This window comes from Flavobacterium agrisoli (assembly GCF_016522065.1).
GTDB classification, from domain to species: Bacteria; Bacteroidota; Bacteroidia; order Flavobacteriales; family Flavobacteriaceae; genus Flavobacterium; species Flavobacterium agrisoli.
In genome coordinates, this window is record NZ_JAEHFV010000007.1 from 103,952 (window position 1) to 127,720 (window position 23,769).

17 protein-coding genes are annotated in these 23,769 nt (G+C 34.6%); 14 read left to right on the top strand and 3 right to left on the bottom strand.

Going from position 1 to position 23,769, the window contains the following annotated elements; translation table 11 throughout:
* The first annotated feature begins 1 nt into the window (after position 1).
* The 5 genes from ahcY (at position 2) to I5M07_RS14390 (ending at position 5,360) form a co-directional block, all read left to right on the top strand.
* Positions 2-1,318 carry an adenosylhomocysteinase gene (ahcY, locus tag I5M07_RS14370; RefSeq protein ID WP_200107142.1) on the top strand — a complete coding sequence of 439 codons (1,317 nt, stop codon included), beginning with the start codon at positions 2-4 and terminating at the stop codon, positions 1,316-1,318.
* A 142-nt stretch (positions 1,319-1,460) separates the two neighbouring features.
* A complete protein-coding gene (locus I5M07_RS14375; protein WP_200107143.1) occupies positions 1,461-1,685 on the top strand; it encodes a DUF2683 family protein in 225 nt (74 codons plus the stop codon).
* Positions 1,667-1,948 (top strand): Txe/YoeB family addiction module toxin, encoded by a 282-nt coding sequence (locus I5M07_RS14380; RefSeq protein WP_200107144.1) that lies wholly within the window; start codon positions 1,667-1,669, stop codon positions 1,946-1,948. Before I5M07_RS14375 ends, I5M07_RS14380 begins: the two co-directional genes overlap by 19 nt.
* A gap of 58 nt (positions 1,949-2,006) precedes the next feature.
* Positions 2,007-2,483, top strand: a complete 477-nt coding sequence (locus I5M07_RS14385) for a hypothetical protein (RefSeq protein ID WP_200107145.1) — start codon at positions 2,007-2,009, stop codon at positions 2,481-2,483.
* Between the two features lie 81 nt (positions 2,484-2,564).
* A complete protein-coding gene (locus tag I5M07_RS14390; protein ID WP_200107146.1) occupies positions 2,565-5,360 on the top strand; it encodes an outer membrane beta-barrel protein in 2,796 nt (931 codons plus the stop codon).
* A gap of 39 nt (positions 5,361-5,399) precedes the next feature.
* Here I5M07_RS14390 and I5M07_RS14395 read toward each other — a convergent pair whose 3' ends face one another.
* Positions 5,400-6,683, bottom strand: a complete 1,284-nt coding sequence (locus I5M07_RS14395; RefSeq protein ID WP_200107147.1) for a UDP-N-acetylmuramoyl-tripeptide--D-alanyl-D-alanine ligase — start codon at positions 6,681-6,683, stop codon at positions 5,400-5,402.
* 52 nt (positions 6,684-6,735) lie between these two features.
* The gene (gldJ, locus tag I5M07_RS14400) at positions 6,736-8,427 is read right to left on the bottom strand and encodes a gliding motility lipoprotein GldJ (protein ID WP_200107148.1); all 1,692 of its coding nucleotides are present in this window, start codon (positions 8,425-8,427) and stop codon (positions 6,736-6,738) included.
* A gap of 214 nt (positions 8,428-8,641) precedes the next feature.
* Here gldJ and porU point away from each other — a divergent pair, with 214 nt between their 5' ends.
* The 5 genes from porU to I5M07_RS14425 all read left to right on the top strand — a co-directional run bounded on the left by porU (position 8,642) and on the right by I5M07_RS14425 (position 17,094).
* Complete coding sequence (gene porU / locus I5M07_RS14405; protein ID WP_200107149.1) at positions 8,642-12,478, top strand: type IX secretion system sortase PorU; 3,837 nt, start codon at positions 8,642-8,644, stop codon at positions 12,476-12,478.
* Positions 12,479-12,531: 53 nt separating this feature from the next.
* Positions 12,532-13,728, top strand: coding sequence for a type IX secretion system outer membrane channel protein PorV (gene porV / locus I5M07_RS14410; protein WP_200107159.1), 1,197 nt, complete (start codon positions 12,532-12,534; stop codon positions 13,726-13,728).
* 78 nt (positions 13,729-13,806) lie between these two features.
* Positions 13,807-14,289, top strand: a complete 483-nt coding sequence (cdd, locus tag I5M07_RS14415; protein WP_200107150.1) for a cytidine deaminase — start codon at positions 13,807-13,809, stop codon at positions 14,287-14,289.
* Positions 14,290-14,433: 144 nt separating this feature from the next.
* Positions 14,434-15,432: a pyruvate dehydrogenase (acetyl-transferring) E1 component subunit alpha gene (gene pdhA / locus I5M07_RS14420; RefSeq protein WP_200107151.1), complete on the top strand. Its 999-nt coding sequence runs from the start codon at positions 14,434-14,436 to the stop codon at positions 15,430-15,432.
* Between the two features lie 6 nt (positions 15,433-15,438).
* Positions 15,439-17,094 carry a pyruvate dehydrogenase complex dihydrolipoamide acetyltransferase gene (locus I5M07_RS14425; protein ID WP_200107152.1) on the top strand — a complete coding sequence of 552 codons (1,656 nt, stop codon included), beginning with the start codon at positions 15,439-15,441 and terminating at the stop codon, positions 17,092-17,094.
* Positions 17,095-17,147: 53 nt separating this feature from the next.
* Here I5M07_RS14425 and I5M07_RS14430 read toward each other — a convergent pair whose 3' ends face one another.
* Positions 17,148-18,389 (bottom strand): glycosyltransferase, encoded by a 1,242-nt coding sequence (locus I5M07_RS14430; RefSeq protein ID WP_200107153.1) that lies wholly within the window; start codon positions 18,387-18,389, stop codon positions 17,148-17,150.
* A 101-nt stretch (positions 18,390-18,490) separates the two neighbouring features.
* On the opposite strand from I5M07_RS14430, the gene miaE reads away from it, so the two are divergent.
* The 4 genes from miaE to I5M07_RS16030 all read left to right on the top strand — a co-directional run bounded on the left by miaE (position 18,491) and on the right by I5M07_RS16030 (position 23,514).
* Positions 18,491-19,072 (top strand): tRNA-(ms[2]io[6]A)-hydroxylase, encoded by a 582-nt coding sequence (miaE, locus tag I5M07_RS14435; RefSeq protein WP_200107154.1) that lies wholly within the window; start codon positions 18,491-18,493, stop codon positions 19,070-19,072.
* Positions 19,073-19,212: 140 nt separating this feature from the next.
* Positions 19,213-21,981: an AsmA-like C-terminal region-containing protein gene (locus I5M07_RS14440; RefSeq protein WP_200107155.1), complete on the top strand. Its 2,769-nt coding sequence runs from the start codon at positions 19,213-19,215 to the stop codon at positions 21,979-21,981.
* 10 nt (positions 21,982-21,991) lie between these two features.
* Entirely contained in the window at positions 21,992-23,149 is a 1,158-nt protein-coding gene (locus tag I5M07_RS14445; RefSeq protein ID WP_200107156.1) for a BamA/TamA family outer membrane protein, read from the top strand.
* Positions 23,150-23,220: 71 nt separating this feature from the next.
* A complete protein-coding gene (locus tag I5M07_RS16030) occupies positions 23,221-23,514 on the top strand; it encodes a transposase (RefSeq protein ID WP_317191332.1) in 294 nt (97 codons plus the stop codon).
* Positions 23,515-23,769 lie beyond the last annotated feature (255 nt).

Genomic DNA, 23,769 nt, shown 5'->3' on the forward strand with positions numbered 1-23,769 from the left:
AATGAGTACTACAACTACGCCTTATGTGGCTTATAAAGTAAAAGACATTTCTCTAGCGGCTTGGGGAAGAAAAGAAATTGAATTGGCTGAAGCCGAAATGCCAGGTTTGATGGCGCTTCGTGCTGAATACAAAGACGAACAACCTTTGAAAGGCGCTCGTATTGCAGGATGTTTGCACATGACGATTCAAACTGCTGTTTTGATCGAAACTTTAATTGCTCTTGGTGCTGAAGTGACTTGGTCTTCTTGTAACATTTTCTCAACTCAAGATCAGGCTGCTGCTGCCATTGCTGCTGCCGGAATTTCGGTTTACGCTTGGAAAGGTTTAAATGAAGAAGAATTTGACTGGTGTATTGAGCAAACTTTATTCTTTGGTGAAGACAGAAAACCATTGAACATGATTTTGGATGATGGTGGAGATTTAACGAATATGGTTATCGATCGTTTCCCAGAATTGGTTCCTGGAATCAAAGGATTGTCTGAAGAAACTACAACTGGTGTTCACAGATTGTACGAAAGAGTAAAAGCTGGAACTTTACCAATGCCTGCCATCAACATTAATGACTCGGTTACTAAATCTAAATTTGATAATAAATACGGATGTAAAGAATCGGCTGTTGATGCTATTCGTCGTGCAACTGACTTGATGTTGGCTGGAAAAAGAGTAATTGTTTGTGGATACGGTGACGTTGGAAAAGGAACTGCAGCTTCTTTTAGAGGTGCTGGTTCTATTGTAACGGTTACTGAAATCGATCCAATTTGTGCTTTACAAGCGGCTATGGACGGTTACGAAGTGAAAAAATTAGATACTGTTGTTGGAAATGCTGATATCATCATTACGACTACAGGAAATAAAGATATCGTGGTTGGAAGACATTTCGAAAAAATGAAAGACAAAACGGTTGTTTGTAACATCGGACACTTTGATAACGAAATCGACATGGCTTGGTTGAATAAAAACCACGGTGCTTCTAAAATCGAAATCAAACCACAAGTTGACAAATATACTATCGCTGGAAATGTCATCATCATCTTGGCTGAAGGTCGTTTGGTAAATCTTGGTTGTGCTACAGGTCACCCAAGTTTTGTAATGAGTAACTCTTTTACCAACCAAACTTTGGCACAAATTGAATTGTGGAACAACAGCGCTGCTTACAAAAACGACGTGTACATGTTACCAAAACATTTAGATGAAAAAGTGGCTGCTTTACACTTGGCCAAATTAGGAGTTGAATTAGAAGTTTTACGTGAAGATCAAGCTGCTTATATCGGTGTTGAAGTTCAAGGTCCATTCAAACCAGAATATTACAGATATTAGTATTAAGATTTTAGTACTAAGTATTAAGATAGAACCCTCGCAGAGATGTGAGGGTTTTTTGTTTAGAAATTTGATTATTATGTCCATTTCAAAACAACTTGAAATATTTCATATCTTTGTATTTCAGTCAAATAATTATAAAATGACAACACTTACCGTAAAAATAAAAGACATTTCTCAAATTTCAATTATCAAAAAGATATTGAAAGCTTTTGATGTGGAAGTAATTGAGAATACAAATGAAATTACAAATCCCGAACTAATCAAAAGATTGGACAAACACCACAAAAACTTTCAAAATCCTGCTTATAGAAAACAAAACTACACCAAAGTAGACGCAAAAAATATATGGGCAGATATAGAATAGAATTAAGTAAAGAAGCACTAGCAGATTTATCAAAAATAAAAAAGTCTGGCAAGAAAACTGATATTTCAAAAATCAAAAAAATATTTTTAGAACTAGAAATACATCCCACCACAGGAATTGGCAAACCCGAAAAACTTAAATACAAAGATACCGATGTCTGGTCTAGACAAATCAATAAAAAAGACCGATTAGTATATGAAATTATCGATAATGAAGTTGTAGTCATTATTATTTCTGCTCTAGGTCATTATAATGATAAATAACTTCACAAATCTTCCTTCCATTTGAATTTTATTAATTAAGTTTAATCTTCAAACACTTATGAAATCAGTCTTCTCAGAAAAACAAAAATTTACACAATGGTGGTTGTGGTTAATTTTAATAGCGGTTGGCTTGATTCCTCTATATGGTTTATACAAACAAATTTATTTGGGTGTACCATTTGGGGACAAACCTATGTCTAATTCTGGACTTGTTTTATATAGCTTGGGGACATTTGCTGTTATAAGCATTTTTATTTTTTCGGCTCTTACCACTCAAATAAATAGCAAAACAATACATTTTGGATTCATGCCTTTTATCTCAAAATCATTACATTGGAATGAGGTAGCTTCTGCCTCGATTGTAAAATACGGTTTTGTGGGATATGGCATCCGGATTTCGAGTAGTTACGGTATGGTATACAACGTAAAAGGTAATAAGGGCTTGTCTATTCAACTCAAAAACGGGAAACGGTATTTAATCGGAACACAAAAAGAAACAGAACTACAGTATTTTTTAGATAACCTTCCCCTCTGAATTCTTTTTTTAAATAAAAAACACGTTGGCATTAAACCTTTGTTTTTTTTGTGTGTCTAACACACACTTAACTACCTAACCATGTCAAAAATATACGTATGTTTTTTGCTTTTTGTTTGTGTGCTAACCGCACAAGCGCAAGAAGAATTTTCATTTAAAGGTCGAGTTTTAAACTTTACCACACAGCAACCACTTGAAGGCGCAGGCGTTTTTCTGGGTTATTCCAAAGATTCGACTAAAATCAATTACACCATTACCGATAAAAACGGTTTTTTTAGATTAACCGCTAAGAAAAATGACACTCCGGTATTCGTTAAAATATCCTATTTGGGATTTCAAGCTACTATCGAAGAGTTTAAAAACATTTCTAATAACAAAGATTTTGACACTGTTTTATTAATAGAAAACACTAATAAACTAAAAGAAGTTGTTATTCAAAATGAAGTGGCCGGCGTAAAAATTAAAAATGACACGGTCGAATTTAATGCGGCTTCGTTTAAAGTAAGACCCGATTCGAATGTAGAAACTTTGCTAAAAGAATTACCTGGTTTTGAAGTCAATGCCGATGGAAAAATGTTGGTAAACGGAAAAGAAGTCAACCAGTTTTTAGTAAATGGAAAGCCATTTTTTGATAGAGATGGTGCTATTTTACTTAAAAATTTACCTGCAGAAATCATTAATAAAGTACAAGTTTCTGATTACAAAACCAAAAAAGAAGAATATGCCAAACAAGAATCTTCTTCTGATTATTCGAGCATCAACCTTACCATAGACGAAAAGAAAAACAAAGGTTTTTTTGGGAAATTCTTGGGTGGTTACGGAACCGATGACCGATACGAAACCAGTTTTGTAATGAATTATTTTGAAGGAGATCGAAAAATAAGTGCATTAGGTGCTTCAAATAACATTAACTCTAACGGACTTTCGAATGATGAAGTTTTTGACAACATGGGAGGAGGCCGAAATACGTCCAACAACCAAACTGGCTCCAGCGGCAGAGGGATTACCACAACCAATTTGGTTGGTTTGAATTATACGGATAAATTCGCTGAAAAATTAGACGGAACTGGAAATTATAATTTCAACAATGCCGTAACCGAAAACGACAACCGAACCAAACAAGAAAACCTACTCCCAGATGGCGGATTTTTGAGCGAGTCTAATTCGAAAACACGAAACGAATCGACAAGCAACAAGGCCAATTTAGAATTGGAATATTTACCAAAATCGGATATTCGGGTTTTTGTAGCGCCAAAATTCAACAATACGCGCACGAATAGTAAATCTGATTCGGATAGTAATTCAAAAGATGAAACTGGAGCTTTGTTAAACGAATCGAATACCAATTCTTACACAGAAAATGAAACGACAAGTTTTTCAAATAGTCTGAATTTCAATAAAACCTTTAAAAGACCGTCACGAAATTTGAGTTTGGTTTTAAACAACAACAATAGTAACACAAACGGAAACAAATGGAATCAATCGGAAACCTATTTTTACCAATCGAACGACCCTGATGATATCCGAAACCAACAACTCATTAGTGACAAAAATAGCGATTCGTATAATGCCGAAATTGAATATACCGAACCCATTACAGACAAAATTCGTTTCCGAATTGGATCTGAATACGAGTGGAAAAGCAGTGTAGATGGCGTAAAAACCTTTGATTTTGACGATGCAACAAATTCGTATAGCATTTTAAACAAAGCCCAAAGTAACTACACCTCTTCTACGCAAAATACCATTCGCCCAAAAGCTGGAATTACGTACAACAGTGAAAAATTGCGCATGAACCTAAATTCAGAAACATCTATTACACAATACAATAACCATTCGGATTATTTGAATATTTTAACTGATTTAAATAAAAAATACTTATTACCCAACGTATCGGCTCAAATGCGCTATCGTTTTGAACGTTCAAAATTTATCGTAGCCCGCTATCGTTTCAATAATGTGTTACCAACAGCAGATCAGTTATTGCCTGTTGTTGACCTGTCAAATCCTTTAAATACTGTTATTGGAAACGCCAATTTGAATCCGACCAAATCACAATCGGTTAACGTGGATTATCGCAATTTTGATTTCAAAACTCGCTCTGGATTCAGCATTTATTTGCGAGGTGAATTTATTGATGACGATGTAATTTCGGCTACTATTTATGATGCCGACCGAAAAAGAACTACCACTTACCGAAACGTATCGGGAACTTACAACACTTCAGCAGGAGGAAACTGGAGCAAACAAATTAAAAAAGAAAACCAATCTTTTCGCTACGGAATGGCTTTGAACGCCAGTTTGCGAAAATCAAAAGGGTTTACTAATACGGTTTTGTATGATGCTAATTCGTTAGGTTTTACGCCAAGAGCTTATGCCAATTATGAACTTACCGATTTTTTCACCATAGCTCCTTCTTATGGGTTAACATATAATGTAACGCATTATAACAACTATACCATTGACAAAACCTCTAATTTTATTCACAGAGCCAACTTACAAGCCACTACTTACTGGCCTAAAAATTGGGTTTTTGGAAATGATTTTGGATACACTTACAACTCCAATTTATCATCCGACTTTAAAAAAGATTTCTTTTTGTGGAATGCGAGTTTGTCATATGCTTTTTTTAAAGACCAATTGGTTGCAAAAGTAAAAGTGTACGATGTTTTGAATCAAAATCAAAATACAACCCGAACCATTACCGAAACTTCTATCCGAGATGAAGAAAACACTATTTTACGTCGTTATGCCATGTTTTCGTTGACTTATAAAATCAAGAACTTTGCAGGAACCAAAGGCAACCGTGATTTTGAAAGAGGCGATGGACCTCCGCAAGGCCCACGAGAAAGAGGTGAAAGAAGAAATGATTTTTAATACCAAAAAAAAGGAGCATTTTTAAAACGCTCCTTTTTTTTATAATAATTCTAAAGTCCGCTCTAAAGCCATTCCCCTAGATCCTTTAATTAAAAGCGACGCATTAGAAGGCAAATGCGATTTAAAATAAGCAGCAAACGTATCGAAAGTTTCAAAAAACTTTATGTTGTCTTGAGAGAATTGATTTTCGTAAAATGCTTTTCCAACAAAAAAGCAAGTAGCTTCAGACTGCGATGCTAGCTTCTGAACTAATTTTTTATGTTCTAACGCACTTTCGTCTCCTAATTCGAACATATCCCCTAAAATCAAATATTTATTCGTTAAATCCAATTGTAAAAAATTATCAATTGCGGCGGCCATACTACTAGGATTTGCATTATAGGCATCCAAAATAATTTGATTTGAACCTTTGGTCAGTAATTGCGAACGATTGTTTTCGGGTACATATCCTTCTAACGCTTCTTGAATTTCGACTATTGGAATTTTAAAATAAATGCCCATTGCCAATGCCGCATTTAAATTATTTGCATTATAAATGCCAATCAAATTAGATTTTATGCTAGTAGCTTCATACGTAACCGTCACAAACGGATTGGCTTCTATTGCATCAATTTTAACATCTACTGCGGTGGTCTCTTTAGCAAAAGTGAAGCGTTTAAACTCAGCCGTTTTTTCGGCCTGTATAACATCATCGAGATTCACAAAAGCGATTTTATCAGTAGATTTTAAATAAGAGTACATTTCGCTTTTGCCTTTTATCACCCCTTCTACTCCACCAAAACCTTCTAAATGTGCTTTCCCAAAATTGGTGATATAACCATAATCAGGTTGCGCTATTTCGCATAAAAATGCAATCTCTTTTTGGTGATTGGCACCCATTTCTACAATTCCAATTTCTGTTTCTTGGGTAAAAGATAACAATGTTAAAGGAACTCCAATGTGATTGTTTAAATTACCAACCGTTGCTTTGGTTTTAAACTTTTTAGAAAGCACGACATGAATGAGCTCCTTAGTTGTTGTTTTACCATTACTACCTGTTAAAGAAATGATTGGAATATTTAAAAACTGACGGTGGTATTTAGCCAATTCTTGAAGCGCATTTAAACCATCTTTTACCAAAATAGTACGCTGGTCAATATAATATGCTTCATCATCAATTACGACATAGGAAGCTCCTTTTTGCAAAGCTTCGGCGGCAAAAGTATTGGCGTTAAATTTTTCACCTTTAATAGCCACGAACATAGAGCCCTTTTCTATTTTACGGGTGTCGGTAGATAGTGCTGAACACTCTAAAAACAATTTATGTAATGCTTCTATTTCCATACTAAACAAAGAAAAGCCCTAAAAAGGGCTTTCTATTATAATTTAAAAAGTATTAATTTCTTGGTGATTTTCTTTTTTCGGTTTTCGGACCTACTCTCGACATGGCACATCTAAATCCGATGTAATCGGTAGCCATATCTTGAGGGAAATATCTTCTTTGAGCTGGATCTAACCAATACGCTCTATCTCTCCAAGAACCACCTTTGTAAACTCTAACATTATCATTAATCAAAGTTGTTCTTTTGCTTGATTTGTCGTATTTTCTAACCATGTTTCCTAAACTATCCGTAGTCACATTGTGCTCTGGAGAGTTGTACATTTCTTGGCTATTTTTTGCATCTACCGCCTCCGAATTTCCAAAATCATAATATCTTGAAGATTGTTTATCACCATCTCTATAATTGATATTATTGCTTTTAGTAAAGTTTTGTCTTAAATACGTTTCTTGTTCATCAACTGGCACCTCTACAATTTGACCTGGTAAATTACGGGCCATAATTTTACCGTTGCTCAACGTATCGTATTTAATAGTTGAAGGCGTTACAAATTCTAACTTACCATCTTTACCAATTTTATTTTTAGCATAAAGGTTTCCTCTAAAGTAGTTAAAGTCATTTGCTTCGTTATCAATAATTGGGCGGTAAACATCGGCAACCCATTCGGCTACGTTTCCAGCCATATCATACAAACCAAAATCGTTTGCTGGGTATTTTTTTACTTCATTAGTAATATCTGCTCCATCATCAGACCAACCTGCAATTCCACCGTAATCTCCGTTTCCTTGCTTAAAGTTAGCCAATTGATCTCCTCTGTTTTTACGTTTTGAAGAACGAGTATAATCACCAGACCAAGGATATTTCTTTTGACCTTTATAAATATTGTATTCTCTTTGACCTACATCTGCAGCAGCAGCATATTCCCATTCAGCTTCGGTTGGCAATCGGTATTCTGGCAAAATAATTCCAGAAGAACGTTGTGCGTATACATTTTTAGCTTCGGGAGTCACACCGCCTTTATCCGCTTTTGGTTGCTTTTTGGCTCCTTTACCACCTTTAAGTACAATTTCTTCATTACCACCTCGAGCAGTTGAAGGAGACATCAAATAACTTTCGGTACTAAATGAATTTTCAGCAGTAACATCGCTAGTTTTTGAATCTTTTTTCAAGAATCCATTTTTCTCTAAAACCGCTTCGTTAACACGATCTGTTCTCCATTTACTAAACTCTACCGCTTGAATCCAGTTAACACCTACTACTGGGTAATTTGCATAAGCTGGATGTCTTAAGTAATTGTTTGTCATGGTTTCGTTATAACCCAAACGATTTCTCCACACTAATGTATCAGGAGAAGCACCCGCATAAATATGTTTGTAATTTTCTTCTGTTGGAGGGAATACTTTTTTCAACCATTCTAAGTATTCTAAATACATCATATTGGTAACTTCGGTTTCATCCATATAAAAGGACTGAACGTGTTGCTGCGTTGGGGTATTATTCCAATCGTGCATTACATCATCTTGAACTTTACCCATTGTAAAAGTTCCTCCCTCAATAAAAATAAGTCCTGGTCCAGCCTGTTGTTTTTTATTGGCTACATTTTGTGCAGAACCGTTGATGTCATTAACATCCCAACCGGTAGCTCTCGAAGAATTACTTGAACTAGATTTTTTACTACAACTAGTCAATCCTAAAATCAATGTCATAGAAAACATTAATTTTACGGCCATAATTTTGTTTACTTTCATACTCTTTAGTAGGTAATAATTTAGGTGCTGCAATATAATAATTAACAATTAATTAGCAACATCAATCATAATTTTTTTAATTATTTGGATTTTTTACCAAAACAACATCACTTATTAACGAACGCAAAAATATAGTTTTTATTATTACAATAACATGAAATACTATATTTTTACTCGATAAAATTCATTTTAAAAAAACGCGTTTCCTATTGCAATGAAAAAAACCATATTAACATTTTTTATCATAATTCCTTTGATAATTTTTAGCCAGAATAGTAATACATATATATTCGACTGGAAAGCAAAAAAAGAAATTGATTTTGGAAACTCAACCTTACTTTTTCCTTATTTCACAGGTACTGCGTTTGATTTTAATAGTGCAACAAAGCAAATTCATTTTGTTTTACCAATTTCAAATACTAGTCTTACCGAAAACACATTCATTCAACTTCAAAACATTCAGTTTGCACCTATTACAGATTCCGAATTAGGCGATTTAAACACAGAAAATATTCCAAATAGCATTCAAGACACCCTCATAATTAGCAAAAATAGAACTGCACTAAATGCTTTTTTACACCTAAATCCCATTATAAAACAAGGAAATAGCTATCAAAAAATAGTTTCCTTTTCTTACCAAATAATTAACAAGCCACAAAATCTTTTACTTACTCAAAAAATTCAACAAACCAATATCATATCGAACTCTATATTAGCATCTGGAAGTTGGTATCGTTTTTATGTAGAAAAGTCGGGTGTATACAAAATCTCAAAATCATTTTTGCAACAGTTAGGTGTTGATATTAACAAAACCGATCCGAGGAGAATTCATTTATTTGGAAACGGCGGAAAAATGCTTCCTTTATCAAATGCTGTAAATTATCAAAATGATTTAACCGAAAACGCCATACAGATTATAGGAGAGGCTGATGGCAGATTTGATGAGTCAGATTATATTTTATTTTATGCAGAAGGAGTTGATCAATACAATACTGAGAGTCAAACCAATCTAAACTTATACGACACTAAATCGTATTATTACATCAACATTTCGAATACAAACGGAAAAAGAATTCAACCTTTACAACAACCAACAGCAAGTGCCACGCTAAATGTAGATAATTTTGATGACCATCAATTTCACGAAATAGACCTTACCAACATTGCTCATGTAGGTCGACAATGGTTTGGAGAAGCATTTGAAATTAATCCTGAACAAGAATTCAAGTTTAGTTTCCCGAATATAGACACGAATTTTCCAGTCAAAATAAATGTAATTGTAGCTTCGGCAGCTTATAGCAGCTCTTCGTTTACCATAACCGCTAACAACCAAACATTTACCCCGCTATCTTTTTCTGCAATTACTGCCAATTCTGAAACGAAATTTTACAACCGCACACTTCCTTTAAACAGTACGTTTACTGGAGCAGAAAATACTATTATTAAATTAACCTATAACAATAATGGCGTACCAGGATCTAAAGGATACTTGGATCAAATAAATTTGGTTGCCAAACGAAAACTAATCGGATACGGAAAACAATTTATTTTTCAATACGATTTAGCCGAAAGCAGTACCGGAATCATCAATTACAACCTAAGCAACGCCCAAAATATTAGTCAGATTTGGGATATAACCGATATTTATAATGTTTCACAATTAGAAAATAACCAGCAAAATAATTTCAGTTTTAAAGCGGCTTTGGGTCAATCTAAAAAATACATCGCAATTGATGCAGCCGATTATTACACTCCTTTAAAAGAAAGCAATTCAAGAATACAAAATCAGGATATAAAAGGAACTATTTTTAAAAATGCCAGCGGAAATTTTCAAGACGTTGATTATGTCATCATCACACCTACTTTTTTGAAGACTCAAGCCGAAAAATTAGCTACTTTTCATCGAAATCATTCTAATTTAAATGTAAAAGTTTTAACTACCGAAAACATCTACACCGAATTTTCTTCAGGAAAACAAGACATTGCTGCCATTAGAAACTGCATTAAATACATTTACGAAAACGCCTCTTCGTCCGAAAAAAGAATTCGATATGTTAATTTATTTGGCGATGCTTCTTTTGATTATAAAAATAGAATCAGCAACAACAGTAATATTGTTCCTATTTATCATGCCTTAAATAGTACCACAACAGGAGAATCTTCTTTTGCTTCGGATGACTTTTTTGGTTTAATGGATACTAACGAAGGAAATATTACATCCTATTTTGGAGGAATTGACATCGCGGTCGGCAGAATGTTGGTTAACAATACCCAACAAGCAGAAGAAATGGTCAACAAAATAATAGAATACCACGACACCAAATCGCAAGGAAACTGGCGTAATAATTTTGTTCTCATAAGCGATGACTCCGACAAAGCGTCTGATGCTAGTTTGCAAACCCGACAAAATACATTAGCGGATAAAATCACCAGCGAAAAGCCCTTTTTTAATATTGATAAAATTTTCCTCGATGCCTATGTGCAAGAAGCATCGGCAGGTGGAGCACGTTATCCTAAAGCACGGACTGATATTTTTGATTCGTTCGAAAAAGGAGCACTTGTGTTTAATTATTTAGGACATGGTGGCGAAGACGGCTTAACCGGTGAACGAATTTGGGAAAAATCAGATGGGCAAAATTTAAAAAACCAATACAAATACCCTCTTTTTATAACCATTACCTGCGACTTTTCTCGTTTTGATGACCCCACACACCCCACGGCCGGTGAATATACGTATTGGAATCCAAAAGGAGGCGCCATTGCGATGTTGACAACTATCCGTTCTATTGGGCAGTATGCTGCTGAAAATTTCAATGATTTGCTTTCAGAAAAATTACTTTCTTATGGTTCTAGCCAATACAATTCTATTGCCGAATCACTTCGAATTTCAAAAAACACCACCCCTACTTCGTCTAGCAATGTTATTTTTTGCTTAGGCGATCCCGCTTTGATGCTTGCTATTCCACAACCGAAAATAGTTTTAACCAAAATTAACGACGCTCCCATTACAGGAAGTTTTGAAGATTTCAAATCGCTTTCAAAAATAAAAATAACTGGCATCATAACCGACGAAAACAATAATCCGATAACCAATTATAATGGCGAATTGGCTACTGCAATTTTCGACAAAAACACTACACAAACTACCTTAAACAATGACGGCTACAGTCCAGCCATGTCTTTTACCCAATTAGGCGAAACTATTTTTAGAGGAAATGCCTCGGTTACCAATGGCCAATTTGAATTTAATTTTGTTGTCCCTCGTGATATTCGTATTCCTCTAGGTAATGGAAAAATTTCTTTTTATAGCAAAAAAAGTCAGTCTTCAGAAAACCAAACAGGTTACAATACTGATATTAAGATTGGTGGAATTAACGAAAATGCACCTCAAGACAATATAAATCCGAAAGTGCAGTTATATATGAACGATGAAACGTTTGTTTCGGGAGGCATTACTAACGAGTCTCCATTTCTGATTGCGAATTTAGAAGATGAAAACGGTATAAATACTGCAAGCGGAATTGGCCATGATATTGTAGCAGTGCTCGACGGAGACAATAGCAACCCGTATATTTTAAACGATTATTACCAAACTAAATTAGACGACTACACACATGGCACACTTCGATTTCCCTTCCGCAATTTAGCACCCGGATTACACACGATTTCACTCACTGCTTGGGATGTATACAACAATCCGGTAACATCTGAAATTCAATTTATTGTGACTACCGATGACGGAATTACACTAAGCAAAGTACTAAACTACCCGAATCCATTTGTTAATTATACCGAATTTTGGTTTACACACAACCGCCCTTATGAACCTTTAGAAGTGCAAATTCAGGTAATGACCATAACCGGAAAAGTAGTTTGGACTAAAAATCAGGTAATTACAACCGAAGGTTTTTTATCTCGTGAAATTACTTGGAACGGTCGAGATGATTTTGGTGATAAAATTGGAAAAGGAGTGTATATTTACAAACTCACTGTAAAATCGAATGCGAGCAATCAAAAGGCAGAAAAAATCGAAAAACTTGTAATACTATAAATACTAACCAAAGCTAACAAACCAAACCTAACAAACCAACAATGAAAATGACAATGAAAAAATTAGCCATCGTTACCTTAATACTGGTAACGCAATTTATTAAAGCCCAAGAAAGACCTATTTCACCAGCTGTTCCTTTTTTATTAGTAGCTGCCGACGCGAGAGCTGCTGGTATGGGAGATAGTGGTGTGGCAACCGCTACCGATGCTTTTTCGCAACAATGGAATCCAGCCAAATATGCTTTTGCCGTAGAACAACAAGGTTTTTCAGTAAGTTACACTCCTTATTTAACCGATTTAGCCAACGATATCTCGTTAGGGCAAATCACCTATTATAATAAAATAAACGAAAGAAGTGCCTTTGCAGGAAGCTTTCGATATTTTGGTTTAGGCGATATTGAATTAAGACAAACCGGTGACCCAAATGAGCAATTTGTAACCGTATCTCCTAATGATTTTGCATTAGACGGCTCTTATACCTTAAAACTAAGCGAAACTTTCTCGATGGCCGTTGCCGGAAGATATGTGCGTTCGAACTTAAAAATCGCTTCTATTGATACCGACTCATCGCCTGCTAGTACTTTTGCGGTAGATGTAGCGGGTTTTTATCAATCCGAAGAAATTGCGTACCAAGACTTTAACGGCCGTTGGAGAGCTGGTTTCAATTTTCAAAATATGGGACCAAAAATTAGTTACGATAACCAAGATTTAAATTCTAATTTCATTCCAGCTAACATGCGTTTAGGTGGTGGTTTTGATTTTATTTTTGACGATTACAACAAACTAGCGGTAAATGTAGAATTCAGCAAATTAATGGTACCAACTCCAAAAGTAGGCATTAGCAGTGATGGAAGTTTTAATGGCGAAGACATGAATGGTGATGGTGTCGTTGACCAAACCGACTTTAACTTATCTGAAGAAGAATACCAATCAACTGGATGGTTTTCGGGTATGTTTAAATCTTTCTTAGATGCCCCAGATGGATTTAGTGAAGAATTAAAAGAAGTGGCCTACAGCGTAGGTGCCGAATACATGTACCAAGATGCTTTTGCCATGCGATTGGGATATTTTCACGAAAGTCCGCTTAAAGGTGCCAGACAATTTTTCTCACTTGGAGCCGGATTCAAATACAACGTTATTAAAGTAGACGTTTCTTATTTATTCTCCGCTTCAAAAGTGAGAAATCCACTGGAAAACACTTTACGTTTTTCTCTTACTTTTAATTTTGGAGACAAATATGAAGTATATTAGTAGTCACTAAACCGAATAAAAAAATAACAATCCAAATTTCGATTTACCGAAGTTTGGATTTTTTTTCCTTATAAAACAATGAAAAAACTATCCTTAATATCCGAATTCAAAATATACCAATCCATTGAGGAATTGCAACCCGAAACTCAAGCTTTATTGCAAAAAGCCATCGAGGCCCGAAAAAATGCCTACGCGCCTTACTCTAATTTTAAAGTAGGTGCCGCCATTTTGTTAGTAGACGGTACTATTATTATCGGTTCAAACCAAGAAAATGCCGCCTATCCTTCGGGATTATGCGCCGAAAGAGTAGCCATTTACCAAGCAGGCGCTTTATATCCTACCAAAAAAATAAAACAGATAGCCATTTCAGCAGGTTCTAGCAGTACCACTACTTCGGAACCGGTTCCTCCTTGTGGAGCTTGTCGCCAAGCCTTGGTTGAATACGAAATCAAACAAAATGAAAATATAGCTATTTTCTTTATGGGAGAGGTAGGAGAAATTATTGAATCAAAATCAATAAACAACCTATTACCTTTAATTTTTAACAAAAAACTGCTTTAATAAAACTAAAAATTACATATATTATTTTAGTTCTTAAACGGAATGTCCTATTTTTGCGGTTCGCAAATTTGTTTAAGTCCTAACTATTTTGCGAGATAGTTATTAATTGATACAACAATAAAACTTTAGCAAAAGAAAATTGAGATGAAAGAAGTTACAAAAGAAGTCTATTTGAAGTGGTACGAAGACATGCTACTTTGGAGAAAGTTTGAAGACAAACTTGCGGCATTATACATTCAACAAAAAATTAGAGGTTTTTTACATCTATATAATGGTCAAGAGGCAGTCTTAGCAGGAGCATTACATGCAATGGACTTAACTAAAGATAAAATGATTACGGCTTACCGAAATCACGTACAACCAATCGGAATGGGTGTTGACCCAAGAAGAGTAATGGCTGAACTTTTAGGAAAAGCAACAGGAACATCTAAAGGAATGGGTGGTTCTATGCACATTTTCTCAAAAGAGCACGGTTTTTACGGTGGTCACGGTATTGTTGGAGCTCAAATTCCGGTAGGAGCTGGAATGGCTTTTGCTGATAAATACTTCAATACTGGCGGTGTTACCTTAACTTATTTTGGTGATGGCGCTGCTCGTCAAGGTTCTTTACACGAAGCCTTCAACATGGCCATGTTATGGAAATTACCTGTTGTTTTTATTGTTGAAAATAACGGTTACGCAATGGGAACTTCGGTTGAAAGAAGTGCTAATCATACCGATATTTGGAAACTAGGTTTAGGATACGAAATGCCTTGTGGACCAGTTGACGGAATGAATCCAGTAAAAGTTGCCGAAGCAATGCACGAAGCAATTGATAGAGCGCGTCGTGGCGATGGACCAACTTTCTTAGAAATTAAAACGTACCGTTATAGAGGACACTCTATGTCGGATGCACAATTGTACCGTTCGAAAGAAGAAGTTGAAGAATACAAAAAAATAGATCCAATTACACAAGTTCTTGATGTAATTAAAGACCAAAAATACGCTACTACCGAAGAAATCGAAGCAATCGATCAACGCGTGAAAGATTTAGTAGAAGAGTGCGTTACATTTGCTGAAGAATCTCCATATCCAGAAATTCAACAATTATACGACGTGGTTTACGAACAAGAAAACTATCCATTTACACCTCATAAACTATAAAAAATTATGGCGATAAAAGTAACAATGCCTCGTTTGAGCGATACTATGACGGAAGGAACGGTAGCGACTTGGCTTAAAAAAGTAGGAGATAAAGTAAGCGAAGGAGATATCTTAGCCGAAATTGAAACCGACAAAGCAACAATGGAGTTCGAATCGTTTAACGAAGGAACTCTTTTACATATCGGAATTCAAGCAGGTGAAACAGCACCTGTAGATAGCTTATTGGCTATTATTGGTAAAGAAGGAGAAGATATCTCGGCTCTTTTAGCTGGTGGAGAGGCTCCTGAAGCACCTGCTGCTAAAGAAGAAGCTGCTCCTGCCGAAACAAAAACAGAAGCTCCAAAAACAGAAGCTCCAAAAGCGGATGCTCCAAAAGCAACTACCTCTTTACCTGAAGGCGTAATTGTGGTAACTATGCCAAGATTAAGCGATACCATGACCGAAGGTACTGTAGCAACTTGGTTGAAAAAAGTTGGTGATAAAGTAAATGAAGGAGATATCTTGGCCGAAATCGAAACAGATAAGGCAACAATGGAATTCGAATCGTTTAACGAAGGAACGCTATTGCATATCGGAATTGAAGAAGGAAACACAGCACCAGTAGATAGTTTATTAGCTATCATTGGACCTGCTGGAACAGATGTTTCGGGTGTTGCCGGAAACTATACTCCTGGAGCCGCTCCTGCAGCTGCACCAGAAAAAGAAGAGACAAAAGCATCAGAAGAAACTGTTTCTGCTGAAAAAGCTACTCCTGCTGCTAGCGAAACTAGCTCTAATGATGGGAAACGCATTTTAGCTTCTCCTTTAGCCAAAAAAATAGCATCAGATAAAGGAATTCAATTAAGCCAAGTAAAAGGTTCTGGAGAGAATGGACGTATCGTAAAAAGCGATATCGAAAACTTTACTCCTGCTGCTGCACAAGCTGCTCCTGCTGCTAAAGCAGATGCCGCTGCGCCTAAAGCATTCGTTCCTGCTGGAGAAGTAGTAACCGAAGAAATCAAAAATTCGCAAATGCGAAAAGTGATTGCTAAGCGTTTAGCTGAATCTTTATTTACGGCTCCTCATTACAACTTAGTTGTAGAAGTAAACATGGACGAAGCAATGCAATCTAGAGCAACTATTAATAGTATTCCAGACACTAAGGTTTCTTTTAATGACATGGTGATTAAAGCTTGTGCTTTGGCCTTGAAAAAACACCCAAAAATCAACTCACAATGGAAAGAGGACGCGATTACTATCAACCATCATGTTAGTATAGGAGTTGCAGTTGCAGTAGAAGATGGATTAGTAGTGCCTGTATTAAAATTTACAGATGCTATGAGTTTATCTCAAATTAGTGCAAGTGTTAAAGATTTGGCTGGAAAAGCTAAAAACAAAAAATTAACTCCTGCCGAAATGGAAGGTAGTACCTTTACCGTTTCTAACTTAGGAATGTTTGGTATCACCGAATTTAATTCGATTATCAACCAACCAAACTCTGCGATCCTTTCTGTAGGGGCAATTGTTGAGAAACCAGTAGTTAAAAATGGTCAAATTGTTGTGGGTAACACCATGATGTTATCACTTGCTTGTGACCACCGTACTATCGACGGAGCAACTGGAGCACAGTTTTTACAAACTTTAAAACAATATATCGAAAGCCCAGTTACCATGCTAGCTTAATTCGATATACCCAATAACCAAAAGGCCGATTTTGAAATTCAAAATCGGCCTTTTTATTTGTTCTTTTCTTCAATCCATTTGGACATATATTTGGTGCTTTTTAAAGTGTGATACTGCAACAATTCGCCCATAAAATTTTGCAACCGATGTTGTTTCTTATTGAGCATTAAAAACTTGATTTTTTCAGCAAAATCATCTTCAAATAAATTCATCAAATATCGTTTATTAATAATCGTAACTCCGTTTTCTTGCGACTCGATCCATAGCTTTTTATCTCCATATAGGCGTACTGCTTTTTCAGCAAAACATTCTGGGTTATCTTCCACAAAACCGTTCCATGGCAAATTTCCCTGCATCGATTCGGCACCAATAGAAGTGGTTACACTTGGCGTTCCACATTGCATGGACTCAATCAATTTACCTTTAATACCAGCACCAAATCGTAAAGGAGCCAAAACTACACGGGCATTTTTTACCACCTCTTTTGCATTTTCAGCCCGACCTTGAATCAAAAAACCTTGTTTTAAATCGTGTAATTGCATTACTTTTTGCGAAGGATAAGCACCATAAACATGCAATACAGCTTCTGGTATTTGTTGTTTAATTCTAGTCCAAATGGTTTCTTTCAAATATTGAACGGCATTCCAATTGGGTTCGTGGTAAAAATTTCCAATAAAAACAAAATCTTTTCTATTTTCAAAAAAAGGTAAATCACTTAAAACAGGAACCTCATTTTCTGTCAAAAGCAAAGGCAAATAGCATAACAGTTCTGTTGAAATTGCAACGATTTCGATCAACAATTCCATTTCATATTCAGAAATCATCAAAGACAAATCGCATCGTAAAATACTGGCAATTTCTCGTTTGGCTACTTCTTCTTGAAGTAAATCTGAAATTTGAAACACTCTTTTTTCTTTAAATGCTTTTTGCCTAGCCAAACGCAAACAATGCAAATCTTCGGTATCTAAAATTCGTAAAGCCTCCGGACAATTTTCGGCAACCCGCCATCCAAATTGTTCTTCAATCATAAAGCGATCAAATACAACTACTGTAGGATTTAATTCTTTTACAAAAAAATCAAAACTCGAACAATTTAAATGGACAGCCACTTTAGTTACATCGATTAAATTCAAATCGAACATAAACTCACTTTCTTGCGCAGGACTTGCAAAAGTAATTGCAAAACCTTGCTGTTGAAACAGGGAAATCAATTGTAACATTCTACCACCCGCCGCCGATGAATTTGGTTCGGGCCAAACGAATCCGATGATCAAAAGCTTTTGCTTGTTTTGCATTTTATTATAGAAATTAATATTTCACAAAATAAACCTATTCCAATTAAAAACCCAATATTTCATCAAGAAACCGTAATTTTGCACTACTTAAAAATGGCAAGATGTTAGGATTAAAATTAGCAACAGACCCACGTTGGGTAAACATAGTCGAATCAAATATTGAAGAAATATTGACCGATCATGCTTGGTGCGAACAAAAAGCAGCTTCTAACGCAATTAGTTTGATTACTCAAAATTCAGAAAAGGAAGCTTTGGTTACCGAACTATTGGTAATTGCCCGCGAAGAACTCGAACACTTACAAATGGTTCATGATTTAATCAAAAAAAAGGGAGTGCAATTGGGTCGCGAACGAAAAGACCATTATGTAAACGAACTTTTTAAATTCATGAAAAAAGACGGTAGCAGAAATGATGCTTTAATTGATCGCCTTTTATTTTCGGCCATGATTGAAGCTCGTAGTTGTGAACGTTTTAAAGTACTTTCGGAAAATATTGAAGATCCAGAATTAGCTAAATTTTATCGTGATTTGATGATTTCCGAAGCAGGGCATTATACTACTTTCTTAAACTTTGCTCGAAAATATACCGAAAAAATAGATGTCGAAAAACGTTGGAAAGAATGGATTGATTTTGAAACTTCCATCATCAGCAACTATGGTAAACAAGAAACGATTCACGGTTAAATACTTAATTTTCGTTACACTAATTTTCTACAAGCCTGAATAAAGGTATTTCCTTTTTCACTACATTTGTTAGTATTTTTCAGATAAAAATTTGTTTTTTTAGACTGAAATTTTAATCCAATCATTTTTGTTTAAAACTAATGAATACTAGCAAATCCAAATCGGTTTTTTTAAAAATTCTTAAATATTTAGGAATTATTCTAGTTCTTTTTTTCGCCTTTTTATTTAGTGCACCCTACATTTTTGCCGATAAAATAAAAGAGCAAATTAAAAAAACCGCCAATCAAAAATTAGATGCTACCTTAAATTACAAGGATGTGTCTGTTTCGTTTTTTGAACATTTTCCCTCATTAACTTTAACTTTAAGTGATTTAAAATTAAACGGGTCTGCTCCTTTCGAAAATGAAAACTTCATTTCTTCAAAAGATGTTTCTTTCGGAATTAGTGTTCCGAGTCTGTTTTTTAGCAAAACAGTTCAAATTGACGAAATATATTTATTGAATGCCGTCGTAAACGTAAAAGTAAATGAAAAAGGAGAAGCCAATTACAACATTTACAAATCGGAGAAAAAAAACCAAAAAGCCGATGAAAATGATGAGGATAATTCGTTAAAATTAAACCGAATTGAAATCATCAACAGTAAAATTGTCTACAATGATTTGTCAACAAAAATGCATTTAGACGCTTTTGGATTTGATTATATTGGAAAAGGCGATTTAAGTAATGCTATTTTCGACTTGCATTCGAAAGCGAAAATCCAGAAATTAAACATCATTTACGAAAATGAACCTTATTTAATGAATAAAAAAATTGATGCCGATTTGATTACTAAAATCAACATCAATTCGCTTGCCTTTTTATTCGAACAAAACAACTTAAAAATCAATCAATTAATTGTTGACTTTAAAGGGAAATTTGAAATTCTGAAAGAAGGTTACAACATGGATTTTAATGTTAAATCGAATAATAGCGATTTATACGATGTATTTACTGCATTACCTCCAAATTACATTAAATGGCTTTCTAAAACAGAGCTTAAAGGACAAACTGATTTGTGGTTAAAACTCAAAGGAAAATACATCAGTTCACAAAATATTGCACCCGATTTTGACTTAGACATGCAAGTAAAAAACGGTTTCGTCAATTATAATAAAAGCGCCTTTCCTGTTTCTAATTTGAATATGGATTTCCACACTCAAATACCGAGTTTAAATCCAGAACTAGCCGTGATAAATGCTAAAAAACTTGATTTAAACATTCAAAAAAACTACATCAAATCTATATTTACAATTAAAGGAATATCAAATCCTGACATCAATTTAAAACTGCACAGTAAAATTGATTTACAAAAACTTTCCGAAGCACTAGGAATTCCTGAAATTACGCTAAAAGGAAATTTAATAGCCGATGTAGATGCCAATGGAATTTACAATCTGGAAGAAAAAAAACTCCCTATTACAAAAGGCACTATTCAATTATCAAATGGATTTTTAAAAACAAAATACTACCCAAATCCTATTACCGATATTAATTTAAACACAACTATTGTAAATCAAAAAGGAACTTTTGAAGACCTACAAGTAGACATTCATCCTGCTGAATTAACTTTCGAAGGAAATCCTTTTTTTATTGATGCAGCCTTATCCAATTTTGATAATCTAACTTATGATATAAAAGCAAAAGGAATTTTAGATGTTGCTAAAATATACCAGGTTTTTTCGTCAGAAGGACTTGATTTAGACGGTTACATTAATGCCGATTTGGTTTTAAAAGGAAATCAAAACGATGCCGAAAATGGTCGATACAGCAAATTGTACAACAAAGGAACATTAGAACTAAAAAACATCGGCATTACTTCGGAATATTTACCGCAAAAATTCATTATTCAACACGGGATTTTCAAGATTAACCAAGACAAAATGCGATTTAAAAATTTCACAGCATCTTATGGCAAATCGGATTTTACAATGAATGGTTATATGCAAAATGTATTTAATTATGCTACTACCAAAACCGGTGTGCTGAAAGGTAATTTTATTTTAAATTCTAATTATCTTTACGTTAATGAATTTATGTCCGAAACTACAATAACGAACACTTCTGAAGTTTCAAACACCAATAGCAAAGATGAACTTAAAACAGAACAAATTGTGCAAACGGGTGTTGTCATAGTACCTAAAAATCTTAATTTAAATATTAAGGCGCTTATTAAAAAAACCAATTTTAACGATTTAATTTTTAATAATACCAATGGTTCCATTTATTTAAATAATGGCAAAGCTACTCTTCAAAATACAACGTTTGATATTATCAACTGCAAAGTTGGAATAAATGCCACTTACGAACCTAAAAACCTAAAGACGGCGCGATTTGGATTTGATTTAAAAGCAGATGAATTTGACATCAAAAAAGCCTATAATGAAATAACAATGTTTAAAGAAATGGCAAGCGCCGCTGAAAAAGCAGAAGGAATTGTATCATTAAATTACCAATTAAAAGGAAGAGTTAACGACAAAATGGAACCCGTTTATCCTTCACTACAAGGAGGAGGCATTTTGTCTGTAAAAGACATTAAAATAAAAGGTTTGAAGATGTTTAATGCCGTTTCAAGTAAAACAAATAAAGAAGGAATAAAAAACCCCGAATTATCCAAAGTTGATATAAAAAGTAGCATTAAAAATAACATCATTACCATTGAGCGATTTAAATTCAAATTTGCGGGATTCAGACCTAGAATAGAAGGAACAACTAGTTTAGATGGTCGATTAAACATTAAAATGCGTTTAGGTTTACCTCCATTAGGCATAATTGGGATTCCTCTTACCGTAACGGGAACTAAGAATAATCCCAAGGTTAAAATTGGAAAAAAAACGGATGAAATAGAGGAAACCGAAGATCAGGAACCTTAAATAAAATCACATGAAACCACAAGTACGACATGCATTATACTCTATATTATTTTGCGCAAGTAGTTTGGCACAAAAAAAAGAACATAAAATTTCATTTAGGGATTCTCTCGACCATGCCATCGATTTAAGCGATTTTTTAATCAATGCTCATGGTTTCGTACCGCTTATTTCTCCAATTACAGAACCTGCCGTTGGATTTGGAGTTGCAGTGGCACCCATATTTATTGAAAAGTCAAAATATCAAATGACTGATGAATCAGGAAAACCTATTTACAGTCCACCAACCTTAAATGCAGTGGTTGGCGGGTATACCTCCAATCATTCTCAATTTTATGGCTATGGAAGAATGGGTAATTTAATGAAAGGGAACTTGCGATATAAATTTATGGCGGGTTATGGCGACATAAATATGAAGTATTTCCCTAACGAAACAATTTTAAAAGATAGGGAAATCGAGTTAAACATGAAACAAATACCTGTTTATTTAGAAGCTACTTATCGCATTAAAAAAAGTCCATTCTACGTAGGTGGTTCTTATTTATTCCGAAAGAATAAAGTCAGTTTTGTTAATTTAGATTTACCCTTTGAATTACCTCCTTCACTCGATCCAAAATTTTTAGACGGAATTAATTCCGGTTTAGGTGTGGTTTTACAATACGACAATCTAGACAATACTTTATCCCCTACAAAAGGGACCAGAATCAATACACATTTCAATTTTTACGGAGAATATTTGGGTGGTGATTTTAACTACCAAGGTGGATCAGCCTTTTGGATGTACATGCATCCACTGGGAAAAAAATGGTTTAGTTCATTTAGAGTATTGGGACAATTTGCTAGTAAAGAAGTTCCTTTTTATTATAAACCCTTTATACAACTGAGAGGAACTCCAACCAAACGTTATCAAGGATTACAAACTATAGAGATTGAAACCGAAGAACGTTGGAATTTATATAAAAGATGGAGCTTGATTTTTTTCACGGGAATGGGAAAAGCCTTTGAAGACAATGAAAACACAGATAACACCAAAATAGTTTGGAATGCGGGTAGCGGTTTCCGATATTTAATTGCTAGAAAATTTGGTCTTCAAATGGGTTTAGATGTTGCTCGCGGACCTGAGCAATTTGCCTATTATATCGTATTTGGCTACTCTTGGATGCGTAATTAAAATCATATTGTAAACTCTTTTAATTACTAGTCAATATCTTACTGAAATACCAATGCTTCTACTTAAAAGAAATTCATAAACTCCTTTTAAAAGAATATCCAGAAATTAAAACGGTTTACTTCTTAAGTCAAAAATTGCGTAACATCTACAACAATAATACTGATAAAGCAATAGCTATTACCAAATTAGCACACTGGTATAACGATGTAGAGCATTTAGGAATCAAAAATTTTAATACGATAATGAATACCATTAAAATCAATTACAATTCTATTTTGAATTATTTTGATAATAGAAGCACAAATGCTTCTGCAGAAATGAAATTCATGAACTCCTTTGAAAGTAAATTAAAAGAATTTGAATAATCTTTCAATGCTAAAATAAAAGCATTCAGAAATCAATTTAGAGGAGTTAGAAAAGTAGATTTCTTACTTTTTAGACTTACTAAATTATTTGCCTAATCCCCAAGTTTTGTTCTTGATCCTGAAATACCAATGCTTCGGCTGAAATAACTTTCTACATTAAACCATACAAAGGGTTATAAAAACAAAAAACCCTGTTTCATACGAAACAGGGTTTTAGAAGAATCTGAAATGATTTCAGATTAAAGAAAGGCGACG